Source organism: Streptomyces sp. NPDC002144 (assembly GCF_053593695.1).
Map to the genome: position 1 here is coordinate 26,194 of NZ_JBSFDB010000005.1, position 22,996 is coordinate 49,189.

The window sequence follows — 22,996 nt, forward strand, 5'->3', positions numbered from 1 at the left end:
CTGACCAGGCCCGGGAGGGGAGAACCAGTTGAACGTGCGACCGATATCGGGGGCGTCGGTGGGCGCACGCGGGCGGGGGAGCAAGAAGGTCTCGGCGCTGATACTCGGCGCCCTGCTGCTCACCGTCACCGCGTGCGGCGGGGGCGGCTCGGGCTCCGGGGCCGGGGCGGGTTCCGGTGACGGCAAGGGCAAGAACGCGGACAGCGCGCAGAGCAAGCAGTCCGAGGCCGTCGTCGCCATCGCCCCCAAGGACGGCGCGACCTCCGTCGACACCAGCGGCGCCCTCAAGGTCACGGCGAGCAAGGGCAGGTTGACGCAGGTCGAGGTCAAGGACCCCAAGGGCGAGGCGATATCCGGGTCCATCACCGACGGGGGCGCCTCCTGGACGCCGGCCACGCATCTGGCCGCGTCCACCAAGTACACCGTGCACGCGGTCGCCAAGGACTCCGAGGGGCGGCAGGCGGCCGAGGACTCCAGCTTCACCACGCTGACCCCGAAGAACACCTTCATCGGCAGCTTCACCCCCGAGGACGGCTCCACGGTCGGCGTCGGGATGCCGTTCTCGATCCGCTTCACCCGGGGCATCACGCACCCCGAGGACGTCGAGAAGGCCATCAGCATCAAGACCGAGCCGGCCGTCGACGTCGAGGGCCACTGGTTCGGCAACGACCGCCTCGACTTCCGGCCCGAGCAGTACTGGAAGTCCGGCACGAAGGTCACCGTCAGCCTGAACCTCGACGGCGTGGAAGGCCGTCCGGGGGTCTACGGCAAGCAGGCCAAGACCGTGAAGTTCACCATCGGCCGCAGCCAGGTCTCGATCGTGGACGCCAAGAAGCACACCATGAAGGTGATGCGCGACGGCAAGGTCTTCAAGACCCTGCCCGTCACCACCGGCAAGCCCGGCTACGACACCTGGAACGGCCAGATGGTCATCAGCGAGAAGCTCCGGGTGACCCGAATGAACGGCGACACGGTCGGCTACGGCGGCGAGTACGACATCAAGGACGTCCCGGACGCCATGCGCCTGACCGACTCCGGCACCTTCGCCCACGGCAACTACTGGGGCGGCGACGCCTTCGGCAACTACAACGCCAGCCACGGCTGCATCGGCCTGCGGGACGTGCGCGGCGGCTACGACCGCGGTGTGCCGGGCGCCTGGTTCTTCGACCACTCCATCATCGGCGACGTGGTCACCGTGAAGAACTCCGACGACAAGACGGTCGACCCGGCCAACGGCCTCAACGGCTGGAACATGTCCTGGGACGCCTGGAAGTCGTAAGAGCGCCCTGACGCACTGCTTTCGCTGACGTGCGGCCCCGGTGTGAGCTACTGCACCGGGCCCGTTCCCGTTAGTCCCCGTTAACCTGCCTCCATGACCGTGAATCTCGAAGTCGCCGAAGGCGTCGGCACCATTCGGCTCGACCGGCCGCCCATGAACGCGCTGGACGTCGCCACGCAGGACCGGCTGAAGGAGCTCGCCGAGGAGGCGACCCGGCGTGAGGACGTCCGGGCCGTGATCGTCTACGGCGGGGAGAAGGTGTTCGCGGCGGGCGCGGACATCAAGGAGATGCAGACCATGGACCACACGGCGATGGTCCTGCGCGCCCGCGCCCTGCAGGACTCGTTCACGGCGGTCGCCCGCATCCCCAAGCCGGTGGTCGCGGCGATCACGGGCTACGCCCTCGGCGGCGGCTGCGAGCTCGCCCTGTGCGCCGACTACCGGATCGCCGCGGACAACGCCAAGCTCGGCCAGCCGGAGATCCTGCTCGGCCTGATCCCGGGCGCGGGCGGCACCCAGCGGCTGTCCCGGCTGATCGGCCCGTCCAAGGCCAAGGACCTCATCTTCACCGGCCGGATGGTCAAGGCGGACGAGGCGCTGACCCTGGGGCTGGTGGACCGGGTCGTCCCGGCCGACGAGGTGTACTCCGCCGCGCACGAGTGGGCGGCGAGGCTGGCGCAGGGCCCGGCGCTCGCGCTGCGGGCCGCGAAGGAGGCGGTCGACACCGGTCTGGAGACGGACATCGAGACCGGGCTCGCGGTCGAACGGAACTGGTTCGCGGGCCTGTTCGCCACCGAGGACCGGGAGCGGGGCATGCGCAGCTTTGTGGAGGAGGGTCCCGGCAAGGCGAAGTTCCTCTGAACCCCTTGCAATTGACACGGTGTCTGATCCGGGGGTCCCTCGATGGGGCGGTTTATGGGAGCCTTAAGGCAACCTTAAGTCTGCCTTGTCGAGGGGGCCCGTCGATTGCCTTCAGCTGAGCCTTCGCCGCAGGTCGGACGGGCTGCGGAGAGTGCCGAACTGCCTGTGGCATATGCCGATCGGGGGGTTCGGAATGATGGGTTCCGGGGGGTGTATTCCTTCGGAACGGCCCCGGAGCGCGCCGTGGACGGCCATGATGGGGGCATGGCGGGGCTGGAAGGCATCGAACAGCCGCGGGGACAGAGCCGTGCGACCGCGGCGCGCTGGTCGCCTGCGGTGGAGGACGAACGAGCGCTCAAGGCGCTGGAGTTGTTCGGCAACCCGACCGAGGCCGAGGTCCCCCTGCCGTCCCGCCCCGAGTCCGCGGCGACCGCCCGCCGGCTCGCCCAGGTCGTGGTGCTCCGGCACTGGGGGCTCACCCCGAAGATGACCGAGGACGCGGTCCTGCTGGTCTCGGAGCTCGTCGGCAACGCCGTCCGGCACACCGGCGCCCGGGTGTTCGGCCTGCGCATGCGGCGCCGGCGGGGCTGGATCCGTGTCGAGGTCCGCGACCCCTCCCGGGGGCTGCCCTGTCTGATGCCGGTTCAGGACATGGACATCAGCGGCCGGGGCCTGTTCCTGGTCGACAAGCTCGCCGACCGCTGGGGCGTCGACCTGCTTCCGCGCGGCAAGACAACCTGGTTCGAAATGCGCGTCGCCGACCGCTAGGGCCTGCCGCACCATTCCCGCCTGCCACCCCACGCCTGGCGCGGGCTCGCGCGGGGATCCATGGGGCGGATTGTGCTCGCCGCGACCCGAACATTGTCCCCAATCGCGGCAATCAGCCGTTTTCTTACCTGGCGCCCCTTAAATGGTGCGGGTGACCCCGACCGACCGCCGCACGGCCCTGCGCACGGGTGCCGGCCTCCTCGCCGCAGGCGCCCTCACCGCCGGATGTGCCACGCACGGCGCCGTCGCACATCCCGCGTCCACCGCGTCCTCCCCGTCGTCCACGACGTCCCCCGACCCCTCGGCCCGGGCCCCGCAGGCGGCCCCCGGTCCCCGCCGCTACCCGGGCCGGCCCGCCCAGCTCACCCACGGCCCCCGCACCCGCCCCCGGGTCGCCCTCACCTTCCACGGGCAGGGCGACCCCGCCATCGCCCACTCCCTGCTGACCGAGGCCGAGAAGCGCGGCGCACACCTGACCGTGCTGGCCGTCGGCACCTGGCTGGACGAGCATCCGGACATCGCCCGCCGCATCCTCGACGGCGGCCACGACCTCGGCAACCACACCCAGCGGCACCTGGCCATCGACACGATGCCCGAGGCCCGGGCCCGTACCGAGATCACCGCGTGCGCCGACCGGCTGCGGCACCTCACCGGCTCCATCGGCACCTGGTTCCGCCCCTCCCGCGCCCCGCAGGCCTCTCCTCTGGTCGCCCGTCTGGCCCGGGACGCCGGGTATCCGCACGTCCTGTCGTACGACGTCGACTCGCTCGACTACACGCGGCCCGGCGCCGCCGCCATCACCCGGAAGGTGCTGGCCGAGGTGCGGGGCGGTTCCGTGGTGAGTATGCATTTCGGTTATCCGGACACGGTCGCCGCCCTCCCCGCCGTACTGGAAGGACTCGCCCACCGCGGTCTGGCCGCGGTGACCACCACGGAGTTGTTCAGCTGATGCAGCGCACCCGAATCGCCCACGCCCTCGTCGTGACCGTCGCCCTCGCCTCCCTGGCGGCCTGCTCCCAGGGCTCGAGCGGGCACAAGGACGAGGCGCTCGGCAGCAAGGCGCCCGTCGCCCCGGCGCAGCGCAAGGCCGTCCCGGGGCTGCCCGGCATGCCCCCGGTCCTCGACCCGAGGGACGTGTACGCCGCCGACCGCCCGAACCGGCTCTCCCCGGTCGTCCGGGACTTCCCGTCCCGGGTCTACGTCCCCAACACCAACTCCAACACCGTCTCGGTCATCGACCCGAAGACGTACCAGGTCGTCGAGACGATCCCGGTCGGCGTGCAGCCCCAGCACGTGGTGCCCTCCTGGGACATGAGGACGCTGTGGGTCAACAACGACCGGGGCAACACCCTCACCCCCATCGACCCGCGCACGGGCAAGGCGGGCAAGCCGGTCGACGTGCACGACCCGTACAACCTCTACTTCACGCCGAACGGCAAGTACGCCATCGTGATGGCCTCCCTCGACCGCCGGCTCGTCTTCCGCGACGCGCACACCATGGAGACGGTGAGGTCGGTCCCGGTCAGCTGCTACGGCGTCAACCACGCCGACTTCTCCGCCGACGGCCGCTACTTCATCGTCTCGTGCGAGTTCAGCGGCGAACTGCTGAAGGTCGACACCGAGCAGATGAAGGTGATCGGGCAGCAGAAGCTGCCGTTCCACGGCTCCATGCCGCAGGACGTCAAGATCTCGCCCGACGGCAAGCGGTTCTACATCGCCGACATGATGGCCGACGGTGTGTGGATCCTCGACGGCGACACCTTCGCCAAGCCGTCCTTCCTGCCCACCGGCAAGGGCGCCCACGGCCTCTACATCAGCCGCGACTCGCGCGAGATGTACATCTCCAACCGCGGTGAGGGCACCATCTCCGTCTTCGACTTCGCCGAGAACAGGCTCACCAAGAAGTGGCGTCTGCCGAACGGCGGCAGCCCCGACATGGGCGGCGTCTCCGCCGACGGCAAGGTGCTGTGGCTGTCCGGCCGCTACAACGCCGAGGTGTACGCCATCGACACCCGAACCGGCGAACAACTCGCCCGCATCAAGGTCGGCAGCGGCCCGCACGGCCTCGCGGTCTACCCCCAGCCGGGCCGCTACTCCCTCGGCCACACCGGCATCTTCCGCTGACTCAGCCGCGCCGCAGCAGCAGGGCCTCCGCGCCCACCGGCCGGTAGCCGGCCGCCAGGAACGTCCGCATGCTGCGGGCGTTCCCCGGCGCGACCTGGGCCCACAGCGGCTCGGTGACGAGATGCCGGGCGGCCCTGACCAGCGACCGGCCAAGGCCCCGGTGCCGTACCGCCTCGTCGACCTCGACCGACACCTCGAGCCGGCCGCCGATCCCGCGGCCCGTCACCAGCACCCCGCCGTCCGTCGTCCACGCGCGCACGTCGTCGCGCCGGCCGCGGGCGTACACGATCCGCGGATGCGCGCCGTCCTCGATCTCCCGCAGCGCGACCGGCGGTTCACCCGGCAGGGGCGCGCCGACCAGCATCGCGTCGATGGTCTCGGCCGTACGGCCCGTGCGCTCGGCGAACGCCGCCAGGAACCGGGGGTTCATCGGCGCGGCGAGCGCGTCGCAGCCGGTGGCGCGCAGGGCGTCGTACACCCAGTCGGGGTCCTCGTCGGTGAAGACGACTGCGTGCGCGGTGAACGCGAGGACGCCCGCGTCCCGTTCGCAGGCCTGCGGCACGACCGTGGTTCTGCCGTCCGCGGGTGGGAGGACACCGCGGGCCGCCGCGTCGAGAATGTCCCGCAAGGTCTCCATGACCGCGCTCCTTGAGTCTCCACCCACTGGAAGGCCCAGACTCGCAGACATGATCGACGACAGCACCGGGCTTTTCACCATCGGCGAGCTGGCACGGTCCACCGGGCTGACCGTGCGCACCATCCGCTACTGGTCCGACGAGGGCGTCCTCACCCCGGTGGGCCGTTCCACGGGCGGTTACCGGCTGTACGACGCCGAGTCCGCGGCCCGGCTGGAGCTGATCCGCACCCTGCGCGAGCTGGGGCTCGGCCTCATCGACGTACGCCGGGTGCTGGACGGCGAGCGGACGGTGGCGGAGGTCGCGGCGGCGCACGTGGCGGCGCTGGACGCGCAGATCCGCTCGCTGAGGGTGACCCGCGCGGTGCTGTCGACCGTGGCACGACGTGGCTCGAGTGCGGAGGAGATGACCCTGATGAACAAACTGGCGCGGCTGTCCGCGGCCGAACGCAGGCGGATCATGGAGGAGTTCGTGGAGGAGATGTTCCACGGTCTTGACCTCGCGGACCCGGACGTCCGGGAGCGGATGCGCAGCACCGCCGTGAACCTGCCGGACAACCCGACGCCGGAACAGGTCGACGCCTGGGTGGAGCTGGCGGAGCTGGTGCAGGACCCGGAGTTCCGGGCGCGGATGCGCAGGGCGGCCGAGCTCAATCACGCCGGGCGGGGGCCCGACACCCCCGCCGGCGCGTCCAGGTGGTTCGCCAAGCGGCTCGTGGAACTGGTGGGCAACGCGCGTGAGCGCGGGATCGCCCCCGAGTCGCCGGAGGCCGACCAGGTCCTGCGGGACCTTTTCGGCGACACCGACCTCACCGCGGTCCTGGAGCGCATCGACGCGACCCACAACCCGAGGCTCGCCCGGTACCGCGAACTGCTGGGCATCCTCAAGGGAGCGCCGGTGCACACCTACGCCGAGGAGTTCGCCTGGGTGGGGGCCGCACTGCGGGCGCGCACGGGCGGCTAGTCTGACCTGCGGCAGTACGCCGGTAAGACAGAGCAAACGCGACAAAAAGGGGCGGATCGGTGGCGGACATCGAAGCAGCGCGCAAGGAGTTTGAGCGGATCGACACCGACGGCGACGGGGTCATCACCGCCGCCGAGTTCAAGGCCGCTCTCGCCCAGGGGGGCGACTGGAACGTCACCGAGTCGGTGGCCGAGGTGATCATCAAGACGCGTGACCTGAACGGCGACAAGGTCCTGTCGTTCGACGAGTTCTGGGCCTATCTGAACAAGTGACGCGCGCGGTCGCCGCGCACGGTGAAGGGGGCGCCGCCGGCGCCCCCTTTGTCTTCCCCGTCCGGCCCACCCCGCGGAATACTCCGCGGACCGCCCGGGTTGACGCCGCTCAGACCTATGCGTGTGCATCGACCATGGAAGGGCCAGTCATGAAGATCGGCATCATCGGGGCGGGCAACATCGGCGGCAACCTCACCCGGCGGCTCACCGCACTCGGCCACGACGTCTCCGTCGCGAACTCGCGCGGTCCCGAGACGCTGGCCGCGCTCGCCGAGGAGACCGGCGCGACGGCGGTGCGCGCCGAGGAGGCGGCGCGGGGCGCCGAGGTCGTCGTGGTCACCGTCCCGCTCAAGGCGGTCCCCGACCTCCCGGACGGCCTGCTGGACGGTGCCGCGGAGAACGTCGCGGTGATCGACACCGGCAACTACTACCCGCAGCAGCGGGACGGCCGGATCGCCGGGATCGAGGACGAGGGCCTGACAGAGAGCGCCTGGACCGCGCGGCAGATCGGGCACACCGTGATCAAGGCCTTCAACGGCACCTACGCCCAGGACATCCTGGACCGGCCCCGCCCGGCCGGCGACCCCGACCGCATGGCCCTCCCGGTCGCCGGCGACGACGAGGCCGCCAAGCGCGTAGTACGGGACCTGATCGACCAGCTCGGCTTCGACACGGTCGACGCGGGCACCCTCGCCGACTCCTGGCGCCAGCAGCCGGGCACCCCGGTCTACGGCCTGCGCGAGGGCGTGGACGGAGTGACCAAGGCCCTGGCGGAGGCCTCCCCGGAACGTCCGGCGGACTTCCGCGGCTGACCCTTCCGTGGGCCGCTCAGCCCTCGGCGGCCCACTTCTTCAGCGCCGCCTTGTCGGCGAAGTCGGCGACGTCCTTGTCGTGGGGTTCGCTGGTGTACTGGTGGAAGCGCCACGTGGCCTTGATACGGGGCTTGCCCGCCGTGACGTAGTCGGCGATCCAGAGACCGTCGCCGGCGTACGAGGTGTCGTCGATGTTGAGCCAGAAGTCGCGGTTGCAGTAGAGGAGGACCCTGTTGTCCGGGCGCAGGGCCTTCACCTTGCGGATGAAGCGGTCCTTCTCCGCGTTGCTCGCGTGGGTGCCGGAGCTGGTCGTCTCCCAGTCGACGGCGAGGATGTCGCCCGCCCTCTCCGGGGCGTGCTGGACGAAGTACTCGGCCTGGGCGTCGAGGTTGCCCGGCCACAGGAAGTGGTAGAAGCCGACGACCAGGCCGGCCTCGCGGGCCGTCCTGGTCTGGGCCGCCAGTCTCGGGTTGACGTACGAACGGCCCTCCGTCGCCTTGACGAAGGCGAAGGAGAGGCCGTCCGTGGCGTACGAGGACGACTGGTAGGCGCTGACGTCGATACCGTGCAGCATGGGGGGACTCCCTGAAGTTCCGTCGTGGGGACAGGAGTTTGCGGCACCCCATACCTTAGGACGTCAACTTCTCGCGGCCACCGAACTCAGTACGGACGCCGACTTGGCCGACCAGTCCGAGGTGATCACGCTCGCGTGGTCCGCCGCCAACAGCGCCAGCCTGGCGGCCACTTCGGCGTCCGTCGGGGCCGTCGAGGAGATCGCCGGCGAGACGCCGTACGCGTCCGTCATGATCAGGATGTAGTGGTTCGCGGAGTAGAACGACGTGTCGTAGCCGTTGTTGACGTACGTCGCCGCGTCACCGTCGAAGAAGACGAACCACGGGCGGATCGAGGCGTCGTAACGGGACGTGCGCGGGTCGCCGTTCGCCGCGCCGAGTACCGCCGGGAAGGCCTCGGCCGCCGAGATGTCGCCCGCCGCGTACAGGTCGCGCAGATGGTCGCCGTACTCCTCGTCCGTCCAGTAGTGGTCGAACGGGTTGGACTCCTCCACCGTGCCCGGGATCAGCTCGAAGATGAACTTGCCCTTCAACTGGTCCCGCGTCGGCCAGGCGTTCGCCTTCGCCGCCGCGTCCGGCGTGGAGTACGAGGAGCCCAGCAGATCGGCCGGCTTGTAGACGCTGCTGCCGAGCTTCCGCGAGACCAGGGTGTCGAATTCGTCGGGGCCGAGACCGACGTCGTTGTTGAAGCCGACCTTCATCTCGACCTTCACGACGATCGGCGCGTGGTCGGGGTGGAGCTGCTCCCAGGCCGCCATGTTGTCCAGGCAGCTGCCGAGGTCCTGGTTGCGGTTCTTGCTGTAGAGCTCGCTGGGCTTGCTGGCGTACTCGCAGTTGTTGTTGTCGCCGAGCGGGTTGCTGTGGCTCACCCGCCAGCGCCGGCTGACGCTGTCCGCGTACACGTCCAGCTCCAGCAGCGAGGCACCCGAGTCCAACGCCTGCGCCCAGTAGGTGTACTTGTCCTTCTCGTACGCGTTGTGCGTACCGATCGTCGTCGTCTGCGCGAACGTCGGCGACGCCGCGTGCGCGTGACCGGGCACCACCACCAGCATCGCGGCCGCACCCACGAGCGCCGCCAGCCGTCTCACCACCCGCATGGGTCAATTCCCCTTCACCTTGGCCGAGTTGGCCGAAGCGTACGGGCAGGGGGTTACTGAGCGGTAGACCTAAGGGGAACGTCGACTTCCGTACGGCAAAGGGGAGTTCAGCACTCGATGATGTTCACCGCGAGCCCGCCCCATGCCGTCTCCTTGTGCTTCACGTGCATGTGGACGGCTGTTGATCATGGATTCGACCTGCAGTTATGGCATATCCGGACTCACTTTGAGTCACGCCAGGGACTTTTTGGCGCGGTATTATCAGCACGAGTGAAGGAGCGTGATCGTGCAGGGAATCTCCTCCGACGATCTGGTCGTGCAGCTTGTGCGGCTGGTCCCGGAAGTGAATCCTTTCCTCGAGGAGGAGGCCGAGCGTGAGGGGTTGCGTGCATCGCAGGTAACTCACTGGGAACAACTCGATATTCATCCGATGAATTTCCTGTCAAATGTGCTGATTTACCCTCTGCTCAAGCCCTTGATGAGGTCTCCCGAGCTCGACGCGGAACAGAAGGAACTTCTCGAGCGTTGCTTCGAGTTCATCGAGGCGCTCGAGGAAGACCCTACGGGTTGGCTGGTCACCACGGCCTACCACGCTTTCTTGGAGTTCTTCCTGGACAGTGAGGAAGTGCTCGACCGCGCCGTCCGGTTCGCCTGGCGGAAGACCCGGGCGGAGATCCTGGCGATGCTGAGAGGCTGGAACGTCCCCGTGGTCCCCTCCTGGGAGGACCCGTCACGTGAAGCTTCTCCTTGATCGTGGGCACCTGGAGACCGGGCCCTGTGAGCCGAGAAGAAGCAGTGCCGGGTGCGCAGTAAAAATACGAGCGGTACCCAGAGGGTGAGGTCCTGAGCGAGTTCCCCGGGCGTCATGAGTGCTGGGGTTCGCGGCCGAGGTCGGGGCAGCAGCACGGTTATCGCGCTCAACCTCGATCTTTCGTGGCGGGATGGACGGTTCTGGATTGCCTCGTCTGTCGGCCGGTTGGCCGGCCGGTACTGCTGAACCTGCACCGCACCGCAGCGACGCTGCCGACGTTAGGACGGCCGGTACGCAGTCCTCTACCTGAACCGCCTCGGTTGCCGCCGCACACTACCCTGACGCGGATTTCGAGTGGAGCCAACCACGGGGTGGCAGACAATTGCTGTAAGAATTCTCGCCGTCTGTGAGAAGACGACAACCTCGGTGCGCCGGCTCTTTGCCGCCCGTCTGATCAGGAAAAACGTCACTCAGCAGCGCGACCGGGCACCACGCGGCACGATCGCTCACGGGCTCGTAATGCGTGGGTCCCGAGTTTGCCACGAAGGCCTGCGGTCGGTCAGGTCCCGTTCATGACCACGTGAGGGTCGCCGCTCTCCAAGTCAGGGTGATGGCGTCGCCGTTGAGAAGTGTGTCTGCGAAGGCGGTGACCTGCCGGACGACGTCCGTGAGGCGTTCGGGGTAGCTGGTTGCGGCGGGGCCTTGTCGGCGGCGCCAGGCGGTGTAGGACGTCTGGCGGCGCTCGCCGAGGTCGGTGATGGTGGAGCTGAGCGGTTTCAGAGTGATGCCGCGGTGTGTGGCGGTAGCGGTCAGTGCTGTGGTGAGTTCTTGGCCGTCCAGGTCGTTGAGGGTGAGCAAGCGGTAGAGGTCGCCGTAGTCGCGGTCGCGGGTGTTGAGGTCGCCGAGTGAGACGGCGGTGGAGAGTTTCTCGGCGATGACGGTGATCAGTGGGTAGCCGAAGATCTGGAAGCTTTCCTCCTTGAGCTGTTGCGGGTAGTCGATGAGCCGAGGACCGGGCGTGACGGGGTCGCCGAAGCTGACGTCCAGTTGGAGCTTGAGCCGGGCCCGGGCGATGGAGGCAGTCATGGACAGACGCAGACCGTGGTACTCATCCTCCTCGCGGATAGGGACGGTCTTGAGCGTCGCGGGATCGAATACGACGCCGTCGTCGCTCTCGGTGGCGGCGATGGCCGCGATCCTGTGGATGATCTCGGTTTCTGTGCCTGGGAACGATCGACCGAGGATGTCGATGTCGCGGGTCATTCGACGTGCGCCGAACTGGGCGAGCAGCAGGCCGCCCTTGAGGACGAAGTGCTCCCGGCCCAGGGGCGATGAGGCCAGACGGAAGAGGAACCTTTCAAGGACGTACTCCACCATGACCTCGTCCGTGGACCGGCTGTTGCGGCGGGCCAGGTTGCGCAGGTCGTCGTAGACGCGGCCGGCGGTTGTGTCGCGGGTGGGGTTGGCCATCAGGCGAGCACCGCCTCTACGGCGGGGCGGACGACGGAGAGAGCCTCCAACTCGCGTGCGATTTGCTGGATTTCGCCGACCCCGCCGCGTCCGCTCCGGCGCAGGTAGCGGCCGAGCGCGGACAGGGCGAGGGTTTCACCGAAGCGGCTGCGGTGGCGCATCGCGTCGACGACGCTGCGGGCTGCGTTGTACATGGGGATGGTCTCTCCCGGGGCTGCTTCGAACCGTTCGATACCGAGGTCGAAGGTCTTCACGGCGTACTGCGCCACCACGGTCGGCGGGTAGGAAATCGTCGGGCGGCGTGTACCGCGCGGCACGGCGATGTGTACTGCTGCGGGGATGTCGTCGATCAGCTCATGCAGGGCCAGGGCGGACTCACCGCACACGACGGCGCGAGGGGCCCGTGCGCACACGGCCAGCAGATCCGCGTGGGCCGTCTCCGGCGCGTCTGCCCGCCGGTACACCCCACGGGATAGTTCGTCTATCCGAGCTTCTGCGACCAATTGCGCCAGATCGCGGGGGGAGAGCAGGGCCTGACGTGCTTGCGCCGTCGTGAATGTGGGGGAGAGGTCGGCCAGCCGCTGTTCCAGGCGTGAGTTTTCCGCAGCGTCCATGTATCGAATCGTACCCCTCAGGTGGACCCAGGGGATCGATTTAATACTTCTAGTGTGGGTGAGCGCTGTATCCGGTGTTGATCACACACCGCGAACCCGTAGGTCAAGAGCCCCTTCCATGGGGACTTCCTGGGGACTTTTCAGGGACTTTCACGTCTGTCTCAGGGACATTTCGGGGACTCTCCGCCGCGTAAGCAGGGAAGGCCCCGACAGCACTGAAAGAAACGAATGCGCTGGTCAGGGCCTGTTGCCTCAGCACTCGATGATGTTCACCGCGAGCCCGCCCCGCGCCGTTTCCTTGTACTTGACGGACATGTCCGCCCCCGTGTCCTTCATCGTCTTGATGACCTTGTCCAGGGACACCTTGTGGGAGCCGTCGCCGCGCATCGCCATCTTCGCCGCCGTGACCGCCTTCACCGCGGCCATGCCGTTGCGCTCGATGCAGGGGATCTGGACCAGGCCGCCGACCGGGTCGCAGGTGAGGCCGAGGTTGTGTTCCATGCCGATCTCGGCCGCGTTCTCGACCTGTTCGGGCGAGCCGCCGAGCACCTCGGCCAGCGCGCCCGCCGCCATCGAGCAGGCCGAGCCGACCTCGCCCTGGCAGCCGACCTCGGCGCCGGAGATGGACGCGTTCTCCTTGAAGAGCATGCCGATCGCGCCAGCGGCCAGCAGGAAGCGCACCACCCCGTCCTCATCGGCGCCCGGCACGAAGTTGATGTAGTAGTGCAGCACGGCCGGGATGATGCCCGCGGCGCCGTTCGTCGGGGCGGTCACCACGCGGCCGCCCGCCGCGTTCTCCTCGTTGACGGCCATCGCGTAGAGCGTGATCCACTCCATGGCGTGTGCCAACGGCTCGCCCTCGGCCCGGAGCTGACGGGCGGAGACGGCGGCCCGGCGGCGGACCTTCAGACCGCCCGGCAGGATGCCCTCCCGGGACATTCCGCGCGCCACGCACTCCCGCATGACCCGCCAGATCTCCAGCAGGCCGGCCCGGATCTCGTCCTCCGTGCGCCAGGCGCGCTCGTTCTCCAGCATCAGCGAGGAGATCGACAGACCGGTCTCGTTGGTCAGGCGCAACAGCTCGTCACCGGTGCGGAAAGGATACTTCAGCACGGTGTCGTCCAGCTTGATCCGGTCCGCGCCCACCGCGTCCTCGTCGACGACGAACCCGCCGCCCACCGAGTAGTACGTCTTCGACAGCAGCTCGGCGCCCGAGGCGTCGTACGCCCAGAGCGTCATGCCGTTGGCGTGGTACGGCAGGGCCTTGCGGCGGTGCAGCTTCAGGTCGTCGTCGAAGGAGAACGGGATCTCGTGCCTGCCGAGCAGCCGGATACGGCCCGACTCCTTGATCTGCTCCACCCGGTCGTCCGCCGTCTCGACGTCCACCGTCCGCGGGGAGACGCCCTCCAGGCCGAGCAGCACCGCCTTGGGGGTGCCGTGGCCGTGGCCGGTCGCGCCCAGGGAGCCGTAGAGCTCGGAACGCACGGACGCGACGGAGCCCAGCAGCTCCTCGTTGGCCAGGCGGCGGGCGAACATGCGGGCCGCACGCATCGGTCCCACCGTGTGGGAGCTCGACGGGCCGATGCCGATCGAGAACAGGTCGAAGACCGAGATGGCCACGGGAACTCCTCCGAAAAGGGTGGGGGCACACGTCGTCGGGTGCCCCCACCGGGGAACTACTTGTTCAGACCCGGGTACAGCGGGTGCTTGTCGGCAAGCGCCTTCACCCGGGCCTTCAGCGCCTCCACGTCGTCCTTCCCGAAGGGAGAGGGCGCCTTCAGCGTCTCGGCGATGACGTCCGCGACCTCGGTGAAGTCCTCGGCCGTGAAGCCGCGGGTCGCCAGGGCCGGCGTACCGATCCGCAGCCCCGAGGTCACCATCGGCGGCCGCGGGTCGTCGGGGACGGCGTTGCGGTTGACCGTGATGCCGACCTCGTGGAGACGGTCCTCGGCCTGCTGTCCGTCCAGCGCTGACTCGCGCAGGTCGACGAGGATCAGATGCACGTCCGTGCCGCCGGACAGGACGTTCACCCCGGCCTCTCGGGCGTCGGCCGCCGTCAGCCGCTCGGCGAGGATGCGCGCACCGTCCACCGTACGCCGCTGGCGCTCCTTGAACTCCTCGCTCGCCGCGACCTTGAAGGACACCGCCTTCGCCGCGATCACGTGCTCCAGCGGACCGCCCTGGAAGCCCGGGAAGACGGAGGAGTTCAGCTTCTTCGCGAAGTCCTTGCCGCGGGCGAGGATGATGCCGCCGCGCGGACCGCCGAGCGTCTTGTGCGTGGTGGAGGTGACGACGTCGGCGTACGGCACCGGGTTCGGGTGCAGCCCCGCCGCCACCAGCCCCGCGAAGTGCGCCATGTCGACCCACAGGTACGCCTCGACCTCGTCCGCGATCCGGCGGAACTCGGCGAAGTCCAGCTGCCGCGGGTACGCCGACCATCCGGCGATGATCACCTTCGGCCGGTGCTCCTTGGCCAGCTTCTCCACCTCGGCCATGTCGACGAGTCCGGTCGCCGGGTCCACGTGGTAGGCGACCACGTCGAACTGCTTGCCGGAGAAGTTCAGCCGCATCCCGTGGGTGAGGTGGCCGCCGTGGGCGAGGTCGAGCCCGAGGATGGTGTCGCCGGGCTGGGCCAGCGCGAACAGGGCGGCCTGGTTGGCGGAGGCGCCGGAGTGGGGCTGGACGTTGGCGTACTCGGCGCCGAACAGCGCCTTGAGACGGTCGATGGCGATCTGCTCGGCGACGTCGACGTGCTCGCAGCCGCCGTAGTAGCGGCGGCCCGGGTAGCCCTCCGCGTACTTGTTGGTGAGGACCGAGCCCTGCGCCTCCATGACCGCGAGCGGAGCGAAGTTCTCCGAGGCGATCATCTCGAGGGTGGACTGCTGGCGCACGAGTTCGTCGTCGACCGCGGCGGCGATCTCCGGGTCGAGCTCGTGCAGGGACGTGTTCAGGACGGTCATGCGGCCTCGACTCCTCAGCCGGCGTTCTGGGCGGTGTACTCGTCGGCGGAGAGCAGGTCGACGGGCTCCTCGGTGACGCGCACCTTGAAGAGCCAGCCGCCCTCGAAGGGGGCCGAGTTGACCAGGGACGGGTCGTTCACCACGTCCTCGTTGATCTCGGTGACCTCACCGGTGACGGGGGAGTACAGGTCGCTGACCGACTTGGTCGACTCCAGTTCGCCGCAGGTCTCGCCCGCAGTCACGGCGGAGCCCACCTCGGGAAGCTGGGCGTAGACGACGTCGCCGAGCGCGTTGGCCGCGAACTCGGTGATGCCGACCGTCGAGACGCCGTCCTCGGCGGCCGACAGCCACTCGTGCTCCTTGCTGTAGCGCAGCTGCTGGGGGTTGCTCATGGCCTGAATTCTCCTGTACGCGGGGTGATGAGAAATGCCGGGGGACTGCTGGGGACGTGGACGGGCGGCGGGAAGGCGGGCGGGACCCCGAAGCGGGACCGCCCCCGCACAGTCTCTACTTCTGGCGCTTGTAGAAGGGCAGTGCCACGACCTCGTACGGCTCGTGGCTGCCTCGGATGTCCACACCGACCCCGAGCGTGCCGGGCGCCGAGTGGGCCGCGTCGACGTACGCCATCGCGATCGGCCTGCCCAGCGTGGGGGAGGGGGCGCCGGAGGTGACCTCGCCGATCACCTCGCCGCCGGCCACGACCGGGTACCCGGCGCGCGGGACGCGGCGGCCCTCGGCGATCAGGCCGACCAGGACGCGCGGCGGGTCCTCCTGGGCGCGGGCGGCGGCCTCGGCGAGCGCCTCGCGGCCCACGAAGTCGCCCTCCTTGTCGAACTTCACCACCCGCCCGAGCCCGGCGTCGAAGGGCGTCAGCGCGGTGCTGAGCTCGTGCCCGTACAGCGGCATGCCCGCCTCCAGGCGCAGGGTGTCCCGGCAGGACAGCCCGCAGGGGACCAGGCCGGCGGCCTCGCCCGCCTTGCTCAGCGCCTGCCACAGCTCGACGGCGTGCTCGGGCTTCACGAACAGCTCGAAGCCGTCCTCGCCGGTGTAGCCGGTGCGGGCGATCAGCGCGGGGACGCCGACGACCGTGCCGGGCAGGCCCGCGTAGTACTTGAGGCCGTCGAGGTCGGCATCGGTGAGGGACTTCAGGATCCCGGGCGACTCGGGTCCCTGGACGGCGATGAGGGCGTAGGCGTCCCGGTCGTCGCGCACCTCGGCGTCGAAGCCGGCCGCGCGCTCGGTCAGCGCGTCCAGCACGACCTGGGCGTTGGAGGCGTTGGCGACGACCAGGTACTCGGTCTCGGCGAGCCGGTAGACGATCAGGTCGTCCAGGATCCCGCCGTCGGCCCGGCAGATCATGGTGTAGCGGGCGCGGCCCACGGCGACGGACGCGATGTTCCCGACCAGGGCGTGGTTCAGCAGGGCGGCGGCCTGCGGGCCGGTGACGGTGATCTCGCCCATGTGGGAGAGGTCGAAGAGGCCGGCCCGGGTGCGCACGGCCAGGTGCTCGTCGCGCTCGGAGCCGTAGCGCAGCGGCATGTCCCAGCCGGCGAAGTCGGTCATCGTCGCACCCAGCGAACGATGCAGGGCATCGAGCGCGGTACGGCGGAGTTCGGTGCTGCTCATCGGACGGTCGTCTCCCAGGGCATGACGGGACAGGGCGAGGTCATTCCTCCCCATCTGTCATCGGTACCTGAGAGGTTCGCCCTGATCACGCGAATGACCGGGCTTGCACCGTGGGTGGGGCCACCGCACGGCGGCCCGCTTTTCAGATGTGCCTCGCCCGCGCGGTAACGGGGCCTGAGAGATTCAAGGGAGGGACTTGCTCCTTCGGCGCCCCAGCGACGCAGACGTACTCGCGTACTGGGGACTCTCCCGCGCGGATTCAAACGGCCGGTATGCAGTTGGCGCGCACATCATTGCACGCCTCGTCCGCTCGCGTCAGACCGCTCTTTGTGACGGGCCTGTGGCCGGAACCGAACGGAACCGCGAGACACCGTGCATTACCTTCTCTTTACATTCAGTGGGGAGAAGCTTTCCTGACCCCGCAGGGAGGACGATCACGGTGAACAGGCCCACGGCGTACGCCACGACCTCGGCTCTCACGCTGCCCCGGCAGCCCTCGGCCCCGGCCCGCGAGCGGTGCGACGAGCTCCCGGCCCCCGTCGTCCGCGATCTGCGCGACCGCTCCGGCCGCAGTCCGCACGCCCTGCTCTTCGGACCCCGTGACCTCGTCGTCGTCACCGGCCTGCCCGGCAGCGGCAAGTCCACGCTGATGGCCCGCGCGGTCAGGGGCGCCCGCGTCGACTCCCAGGACGCCCGTGACCGCTGGGAGCGCCGGCTGCCGGCCGCGCTGCCGTACGCGCTCTACCGCCCCCTGGTCCGCCTCGCCCACTACGCCGGTCTGCGCCGGGCCGTGCGCGGCGGCGAGGGAGTCGTCGTGCACGACTGCGGTACGCAGTCCTGGGTCCGCGGCTGGCTGGCCCGCGAGGCCCGCCGCCGCGGCGGCACGCTGCACCTGCTGCTCCTGGACGTCACGCCGGACGCGGCGCTGGCGGGCCAGCGCGAGCGTGGCCGGGGTGTCTCCCGCTACGCCTTCCTGCGCCACCGCACGGCGGCCGCACGGCTAATCCGGTCCGTGGAGCGGGGCGAGCTGCCCGAGGGCGTCGGCTCGGCGGTCCTGCTCGACCGGGACGCTGCGGACGCCGTCGCCAGGATCGGCTTCACGGGCTGACCCCGCGTCGGTCCCGCCCATGCGGCCTCACCCGGATCGGCTTCACGGGCTGACCCCTTGCCGGTCCCACCCGCTAGCCTTTCCGGTCATAGCAGTGGTTCCCAGCAGACGGTCGGACACAGATGGACTTCCCAGCGGATCTCCCCGCGGACTTTCCCGCCCAGGCACACCCCCATCCGCACGGCGGCTGGCCGGGCAACGAGCTGGAGGAGGTGCTCTCGGCCTCCCTCGGCATCCCCTCCGCGGGCGGCCGGATCATCGAGGTGCTCGGCCGCAGCTTCCTGTGGATCCCGCTGCCCAACGGCGGCGGTCCGCTCAGCGGTCCCCTCGACGTGCCCACGCTGGAGATCGAGGGCCAGGCCTACGTCCCGGTCTTCAGCTCCGAGGAACAGTTCCGCCAGGTCGTCGGCGGCCATCTGTCGTACACCGTCGCCCCGGCCGTCGAGTTCGCCCGCGGTCTGCCCCCGCAGGTGGGCCTCGCGGTCAACCCCGACGGCGTCGTCGGCATCCCCCTTCCGCCGGCCGCGGTCGCCGAGCTGTGCCGCGTCGGCCGCACCGCCCTGGACGGCCCCGCCTCCGGCGGCCGCGTCAAGCTCTACGAGCCGGACTGGCAGGACGACCCGATCGACTTCCTGGCCGCGGCCTCCGAGGAGTTCGCCGCCGTCGGCGTGGTGGCCACGGCCCGCCGCTGCCTCGCCGCGATCGAGACGGCGGACCCGGTGATGTTCGTGGGCGTCGAACTCTCGCAGCGCGAGGGCGACCTGAGGGCGCTTCCGCTGGCGGCCCTCGGCCGGGCGGTGACCAGGATCCCCACCCAGTGGCCGGTCAACCTGGTCCTCCTGGACGTGACCGACGACCCGGTGGCCGTCTGGATGCGCGACCGCGTACGCCCTTTCTATACGAGGGATCACTTTTAGGCCGCCGGCGGCGGGGGCAACGCCGCACCTGGGCTCGCGCACGCACAACGGGCCCCGAGCAGCCAGGCGCTTAAGCTGTCACCCAATGCGGGGCAACTCTTCGAAGGGGCGGTACGTCAGGTGAGCGCGAGCCTCAGCGGCGGCGTCGAGCAGATGCTGCGCCAGGTGACGCCCGGGCGCTACGACGCCTACGAGGCACTGCTCAGGGCGCTCGCCACCCCTGGCCAGGGCCAGATCTGGATGCTCCTGTGGCACGGCCAGGCGGGCGCTCCGGACGCCCAGTACGGAAACATGGAAGTGGACGGCTACGGCTACGCCCCGTGCGTCACCTCGGCCCAGGAACTCTCCGCCAGCGGCTGGAACCGCTCCTACGAGGTGGTCGACGGGATCGACGTGGCCCGCACCCTCTACCCCGACCACTTCGGCCTCTGGCTCAACCCGCACGCACCCGGCGGCGGCGTCGGCATCCCCTGGCCGGATCTGCGCCGTATCGCCACCGGCCTGGAGCGCCAGCCCGCCGGCCCGCTGCGGCTGCAGGAGCCGACCATCGAGATCCCGCAGTTCTACGCCCTGCTCACGCAGAACGCCCACCGCACCCCGGCCGTCCGCTCGCTGCGCCGCGCCTGGGTGCAGCCGGCGCTCGGGGCGCCGTATCTCGCCATCGGCCTCGACGTCTACGACACCAGTCCGCCCGCCGTGGACTCGGTGCGGGCGATGATGCAGCAGTCCATCGGCGCGGTCCCCGACGGCCTGCCCGTGTCGACCGTCGCGATGTCCGACGAGTACGACCCCGTCGCGCTGTGGATGCGGGCGAGCGCCCGCCCGTTCTACGACCGCGAGGCCCACGCGCCCGCGCCCGCCCAGGCCCCGGCAGCCGGATACGGCTATCCGCCGGCGCACGGCGCATACTGATACTCGTCTTCTGGTCCAGACCGGACCTCTGGCGATCTGCGCGCGTAGATGGCGCCGTAAGATCCTTTGATGTGCTGAATGTCCGAAATGAACCCGTCCGCCCCCCGTTACCCACTGTCCGGATAACGGAACCCTGCAGCCCGCATCACGTTTACGCATCCTTTCACCGCCAAGTCTGGCAACAGATCGCCAAAGCGTTGAAGACTCCCGCTCCAGGGGACTTCGTCCCCGTGTACGAGGACTGATCACGCCGCCACAGCGGCAAGTGCGGGCCGGCTACCGCCGGTTGAAATCGAAGAGGGGTCCCTGCCTGATGACGGCACCATTGCACGAGCCGACCGCGGAAGCGGCCCCGAGCGCGGCCGAGGAAGCGGCGGTCGCCAGCGCCGACGCGAAGGCCGTACAGGGACGCTCCCTGGGCCGGATCGCCTGGGAGCGCCTGAAGCGGGACAAGCTCGCCCTGGCGGGCGGCATCATCGTGCTCCTGCTCATCGTGGTCGCGGTGTTCGCGCCCCTGATCGCCAGCCTGTACGGCCAGGACCCGGACGCCTACCACGAGAGCCTGATCGACCCGCTCTTCAGCACCCCCAAGGGGTCGCTCGGCGGCGTCAGCGGCACCCACTGGCTGGGCGTCGAACCGGTCAACGGCCGCGACATCTTCGCCCGCATCCTCTACGGCGCCCGGATCTCGCTGCTGGTCGGCTTCCTGTCCGCGATCGTCGCCGTCGTCCTCGGCACGGTGCTCGGCATCCTGGCCGGCTTCTTCGGCGGCTGGGTCGACTCGGTCATCAGCCGCGTCATGGACGGTCTGCTGGCCTTCCCCCAGCTCCTCTTCATCATCGCGCTGGTCTCCGTCATGCCGGACCAGATGCTCGGGCTGAGCGGCTCCAGCGTGCGCGTGTTCGTGATGATCCTGGTCATCGGCTTCTTCGGCTGGCCCTACATCGGACGCGTGGTGCGCGGTCAGACCCTCTCGATGCGCGAGCGCGAGTACGTCGAGGCGGCCCGGTCCCTGGGCGCGGGGCGGTTCTACATCCTGTTCAAGGAGCTGCTGCCCAACCTCGTCGCCCCGATCATCGTCTACACGACGATGATGATCCCCACCAACATCCTGACCGAAGCGGCACTGAGCTTCCTGGGCGTGGGCGTCAAGCCGCCCACCTCGTCCTGGGGGCAGATGCTCTCGACGGCGATCGACTACTACGACTCGGACCCCATGTACATGATCGTCCCGGGTGTAGCGATCTTCATCACCGTTCTGGCCTTCAACCTCTTCGGCGACGGCGTGCGGGACGCGCTCGACCCGAAGGGCTCCCGCTGAACCGCCGTACCGCACAAGCGTCCCGTGGCACCAACACGGGGTCTCTCATCAAATCCGGAGGATCCGAGATCGTGACTACCCAACGCACCTCAGGGCGGCGTAAGCAGGCGTTGGCCGCTGCTGCCGCGGTCGCCGGGCTGCTGACCTTGGCAGCGTGCGGCGGCGGCAACGACAACGGGGGCTCGTCGTCCGGCGCCGCCGGCTTCGACGCCGCGAACAACAAGGTCGCCCAGGCCGATCAGGTCAAGAAGGGCGGCACCCTGAAGTTCGTCAGCACCCAGGACGCCGACTTCTGGGACACCACGCGCGGCTACTACGGCTTCATGTGGGACTTCGCGCGCTACTACAGCCGTCAGCTGCTGACGTACAAGACCGCGCCGGGTGCCGAGGGTGCCAAGCTCACCCCGGACCTCGCCACCGCCATGCCCGAGGTCACCGACGGCGGCAAGACCTACACGCTGCACCTGCGGGACGGCATCACGTGGGAGGACGGCAAGCCGATCACCTCCCAGGACGTCAAGTACGGCATCGAGCGTGTCTGGGCGCAGGACGTGCTGTCCGGCGGTCCGATCTACATCCAGCAGATGCTCGACCCGAACAACACCTACAAGGGTCCCTACAAGGACACCTCCGCGGACAAGCTCGGCCTGAAGGCGATCTCCACGCCCGACGCCAAGACGATCGTCTTCCACCTGCCGAAGCCCAACTCGGACTTCCCCGAGGTGCTGGCGATGGTCGCGTCCTCCCCGGTCCGCCAGGACAAGGACACCAAGGCCAAGTACACGCTGCACCCCTTCTCCTCCGGCCCGTACAAGTTCCAGTCGTACAGCCCGGGCAAGGGCCTGGTCCTGGTCCGCAACACCAGCTGGAAGGCGTCCTCGGACCCCGTCCGCAAGGCGTACCCGGACAAGATCACGCTGGACATCTCGTCCAACCAGAACGACTCCGACCAGCGTCTGATCAACGGCGACTACGACATCGACGCCAGCCAGACGGGCCTCGGCCCGCAGGCGCGCCAGATCGCCCTGAAGCAGCACAAGGGCAACCTGGACAACCCGGTCTCCGGCTTCATCCGCTACGCGGTCTTCCCGCAGACGGTCAAGCCGTTCGACAACATCCACTGCCGCAAGGCCGTCATCTACGCGGCCGACCACGTGTCGATCCAGACCGCGCGCGGTGGCCCGGTCGCCGGTGGTGACATCGGCACCAACATGCTCCCGCCGTCCGTCTCGGGTGGCGAGGGCCAGAAGTACGACCCGTACCAGATCGCCGGTGCCAACAAGAACGGCAACGTCAACCTGGCCAAGCAGGAGCTCAAGGCCTGCGGTCAGCCGAACGGCTTCAAGACCACCATCGCCGTCCGCAACAACAAGGCGCAGGAGGTGGCCACGGCCACGTCCCTGCAGGCGTCGCTGAAGAAGGTCGGCATCAACGCCGACATCTACCAGTACGACGGTTCGCAGAGCTCCGGCATCATCGGCGCCCCGGCGAACGTGGAGAAGAAGAAGCTCGGCATCATCATCATGGGCTGGGGTCCGGACTTCCCGACCGTCCAGGGTTACGGCCTGCCGCTGTGGAACAGCCACTACATCCTGCAGAGCGGCAACAACAACTTCGCCATGATCAAGGACAAGACGATCGACGGCCTGTTCGACCAGTACACCACCACGCAGGACGAGGCCGGCAAGACGCAGATCGCCACGCAGATCAACCACAAGGTGAGCGAGGGCGCGTACTACCTGCCCTTCACCTTCGAGCGGCTGCTGAACTTCCGTTCCTCGCGTGTCGGCAACGTCTACACGTCGAACGCGTACAGCGGCTACTACGACTTCGTCAACCTCGGTCTGAAGTCCACGAAGTAAACCCGGCACACCCGCCGAACGGCACGAAAGGCAGGTGAAGGCCGGCGCGGCGGGACCGTGGGCCACCGGAAG

At 69.2% G+C, this 22,996-nt stretch carries 23 protein-coding genes and 2 riboswitches; of the genes, 14 read left to right on the top strand and 9 right to left on the bottom strand.

Annotated features, from left to right (window positions below; genetic code table 11):
* The first annotated feature begins 28 nt into the window (after nucleotides 1-28).
* The 5 genes from ACWCQ1_RS09150 to ACWCQ1_RS09170 all read left to right on the top strand — a co-directional run bounded on the left by ACWCQ1_RS09150 (nucleotide 29) and on the right by ACWCQ1_RS09170 (nucleotide 5,032).
* A complete protein-coding gene (locus ACWCQ1_RS09150; RefSeq protein ID WP_358595388.1) occupies nucleotides 29-1,279 on the top strand; it encodes a L,D-transpeptidase in 1,251 nt (416 codons plus the stop codon).
* Nucleotides 1,280-1,372: 93 nt separating this feature from the next.
* Entirely contained in the window at nucleotides 1,373-2,140 is a 768-nt protein-coding gene (locus tag ACWCQ1_RS09155) for an enoyl-CoA hydratase/isomerase family protein (RefSeq protein WP_133046651.1), read from the top strand.
* Nucleotides 2,141-2,299: 159 nt separating this feature from the next.
* Nucleotides 2,300-2,908 (top strand): ATP-binding protein, encoded by a 609-nt coding sequence (locus ACWCQ1_RS09160; protein ID WP_358595981.1) that lies wholly within the window; start codon nucleotides 2,300-2,302, stop codon nucleotides 2,906-2,908.
* Nucleotides 2,909-3,050: 142 nt separating this feature from the next.
* Nucleotides 3,051-3,857, top strand: a complete 807-nt coding sequence (locus ACWCQ1_RS09165) for a polysaccharide deacetylase family protein (protein WP_358595391.1) — start codon at nucleotides 3,051-3,053, stop codon at nucleotides 3,855-3,857.
* Nucleotides 3,857-5,032, top strand: coding sequence for a YVTN family beta-propeller repeat protein (locus ACWCQ1_RS09170; RefSeq protein WP_358595394.1), 1,176 nt, complete (start codon nucleotides 3,857-3,859; stop codon nucleotides 5,030-5,032). The genes ACWCQ1_RS09165 and ACWCQ1_RS09170 overlap by 1 nt, the downstream gene beginning before the upstream one ends.
* A 1-nt stretch (nucleotide 5,033) precedes the next feature.
* Here the strand turns inward: ACWCQ1_RS09170 and ACWCQ1_RS09175 are convergent, their stop codons facing one another.
* On the bottom strand, nucleotides 5,034-5,669 hold the full coding sequence (locus ACWCQ1_RS09175) for a GNAT family N-acetyltransferase (RefSeq protein WP_358595397.1): 636 nt from the start codon (nucleotides 5,667-5,669) through the stop codon (nucleotides 5,034-5,036).
* A gap of 49 nt (nucleotides 5,670-5,718) precedes the next feature.
* On the opposite strand from ACWCQ1_RS09175, the gene ACWCQ1_RS09180 reads away from it, so the two are divergent.
* The 3 genes from ACWCQ1_RS09180 to ACWCQ1_RS09190 all read left to right on the top strand — a co-directional run bounded on the left by ACWCQ1_RS09180 (nucleotide 5,719) and on the right by ACWCQ1_RS09190 (nucleotide 7,714).
* The gene (locus ACWCQ1_RS09180) at nucleotides 5,719-6,630 is read left to right on the top strand and encodes a MerR family transcriptional regulator (protein WP_451026164.1); all 912 of its coding nucleotides are present in this window, start codon (nucleotides 5,719-5,721) and stop codon (nucleotides 6,628-6,630) included.
* A 59-nt stretch (nucleotides 6,631-6,689) separates the two neighbouring features.
* Nucleotides 6,690-6,902, top strand: coding sequence for an EF-hand domain-containing protein (locus tag ACWCQ1_RS09185; protein ID WP_133046657.1), 213 nt, complete (start codon nucleotides 6,690-6,692; stop codon nucleotides 6,900-6,902).
* A 134-nt stretch (nucleotides 6,903-7,036) separates the two neighbouring features.
* Nucleotides 7,037-7,714 (top strand): NADPH-dependent F420 reductase, encoded by a 678-nt coding sequence (locus ACWCQ1_RS09190; protein WP_451026165.1) that lies wholly within the window; start codon nucleotides 7,037-7,039, stop codon nucleotides 7,712-7,714.
* 16 nt (nucleotides 7,715-7,730) lie between these two features.
* Here the strand turns inward: ACWCQ1_RS09190 and ACWCQ1_RS09195 are convergent, their stop codons facing one another.
* Both ACWCQ1_RS09195 and ACWCQ1_RS09200 read right to left on the bottom strand, forming a co-directional pair.
* Nucleotides 7,731-8,288, bottom strand: coding sequence for a glycoside hydrolase family 25 protein (locus ACWCQ1_RS09195; protein WP_133046659.1), 558 nt, complete (start codon nucleotides 8,286-8,288; stop codon nucleotides 7,731-7,733).
* Between the two features lie 63 nt (nucleotides 8,289-8,351).
* Nucleotides 8,352-9,383, bottom strand: a complete 1,032-nt coding sequence (locus ACWCQ1_RS09200) for a phosphatidylinositol-specific phospholipase C domain-containing protein (protein WP_451026166.1) — start codon at nucleotides 9,381-9,383, stop codon at nucleotides 8,352-8,354.
* A 286-nt stretch (nucleotides 9,384-9,669) separates the two neighbouring features.
* Between ACWCQ1_RS09200 and ACWCQ1_RS09205 the strand changes: the two genes are divergently transcribed.
* Nucleotides 9,670-10,134: a hypothetical protein gene (locus tag ACWCQ1_RS09205; RefSeq protein ID WP_451026167.1), complete on the top strand. Its 465-nt coding sequence runs from the start codon at nucleotides 9,670-9,672 to the stop codon at nucleotides 10,132-10,134.
* Between the two features lie 570 nt (nucleotides 10,135-10,704).
* Here the strand turns inward: ACWCQ1_RS09205 and ACWCQ1_RS09210 are convergent.
* The 6 genes from ACWCQ1_RS09210 to gcvT form a co-directional block, all read right to left on the bottom strand.
* Nucleotides 10,705-11,604: a nucleotidyl transferase AbiEii/AbiGii toxin family protein gene (locus tag ACWCQ1_RS09210; protein WP_451026168.1), complete on the bottom strand. Its 900-nt coding sequence runs from the start codon at nucleotides 11,602-11,604 to the stop codon at nucleotides 10,705-10,707.
* Entirely contained in the window at nucleotides 11,604-12,218 is a 615-nt protein-coding gene (locus tag ACWCQ1_RS09215; protein ID WP_451026169.1) for a type IV toxin-antitoxin system AbiEi family antitoxin domain-containing protein, read from the bottom strand. Before ACWCQ1_RS09215 ends, ACWCQ1_RS09210 begins: the two co-directional genes overlap by 1 nt.
* Before the next feature lie 252 nt (nucleotides 12,219-12,470).
* Nucleotides 12,471-13,838, bottom strand: coding sequence for an L-serine ammonia-lyase (locus ACWCQ1_RS09220; protein ID WP_133046664.1), 1,368 nt, complete (start codon nucleotides 13,836-13,838; stop codon nucleotides 12,471-12,473).
* Nucleotides 13,839-13,894: 56 nt separating this feature from the next.
* Complete coding sequence (gene glyA / locus ACWCQ1_RS09225) at nucleotides 13,895-15,178, bottom strand: serine hydroxymethyltransferase (RefSeq protein WP_451026170.1); 1,284 nt, start codon at nucleotides 15,176-15,178, stop codon at nucleotides 13,895-13,897.
* A gap of 14 nt (nucleotides 15,179-15,192) precedes the next feature.
* A complete protein-coding gene (gene gcvH, locus ACWCQ1_RS09230; RefSeq protein WP_358595426.1) occupies nucleotides 15,193-15,570 on the bottom strand; it encodes a glycine cleavage system protein GcvH in 378 nt (125 codons plus the stop codon).
* A 115-nt stretch (nucleotides 15,571-15,685) separates the two neighbouring features.
* On the bottom strand, nucleotides 15,686-16,804 hold the full coding sequence (gene gcvT / locus ACWCQ1_RS09235; protein ID WP_451026171.1) for a glycine cleavage system aminomethyltransferase GcvT: 1,119 nt from the start codon (nucleotides 16,802-16,804) through the stop codon (nucleotides 15,686-15,688).
* 44 nt (nucleotides 16,805-16,848) lie between these two features.
* Nucleotides 16,849-16,956, bottom strand: a riboswitch (glycine riboswitch).
* Nucleotides 16,957-17,066, bottom strand: a riboswitch (glycine riboswitch). It abuts the riboswitch before it with no gap.
* Nucleotides 17,067-17,243: 177 nt separating this feature from the next.
* Here gcvT and ACWCQ1_RS09240 point away from each other — a divergent pair.
* From ACWCQ1_RS09240 to ACWCQ1_RS09260, 5 genes are all read left to right on the top strand, one after another.
* Entirely contained in the window at nucleotides 17,244-17,912 is a 669-nt protein-coding gene (locus ACWCQ1_RS09240; RefSeq protein ID WP_358595432.1) for an AAA family ATPase, read from the top strand.
* Nucleotides 17,913-18,034: 122 nt separating this feature from the next.
* Nucleotides 18,035-18,829 carry an enhanced serine sensitivity protein SseB gene (locus ACWCQ1_RS09245; protein ID WP_451026172.1) on the top strand — a complete coding sequence of 265 codons (795 nt, stop codon included), beginning with the start codon at nucleotides 18,035-18,037 and terminating at the stop codon, nucleotides 18,827-18,829.
* 153 nt (nucleotides 18,830-18,982) lie between these two features.
* The gene (locus ACWCQ1_RS09250; RefSeq protein ID WP_133046804.1) at nucleotides 18,983-19,741 is read left to right on the top strand and encodes an enhanced serine sensitivity protein SseB C-terminal domain-containing protein; all 759 of its coding nucleotides are present in this window, start codon (nucleotides 18,983-18,985) and stop codon (nucleotides 19,739-19,741) included.
* 313 nt (nucleotides 19,742-20,054) lie between these two features.
* The gene (locus ACWCQ1_RS09255; RefSeq protein WP_133046669.1) at nucleotides 20,055-21,062 is read left to right on the top strand and encodes an ABC transporter permease; all 1,008 of its coding nucleotides are present in this window, start codon (nucleotides 20,055-20,057) and stop codon (nucleotides 21,060-21,062) included.
* Nucleotides 21,063-21,133: 71 nt separating this feature from the next.
* The gene (locus tag ACWCQ1_RS09260) at nucleotides 21,134-22,924 is read left to right on the top strand and encodes an ABC transporter substrate-binding protein (RefSeq protein WP_133046670.1); all 1,791 of its coding nucleotides are present in this window, start codon (nucleotides 21,134-21,136) and stop codon (nucleotides 22,922-22,924) included.
* The last annotated feature ends 72 nt before the right edge of the window (nucleotides 22,925-22,996 follow it).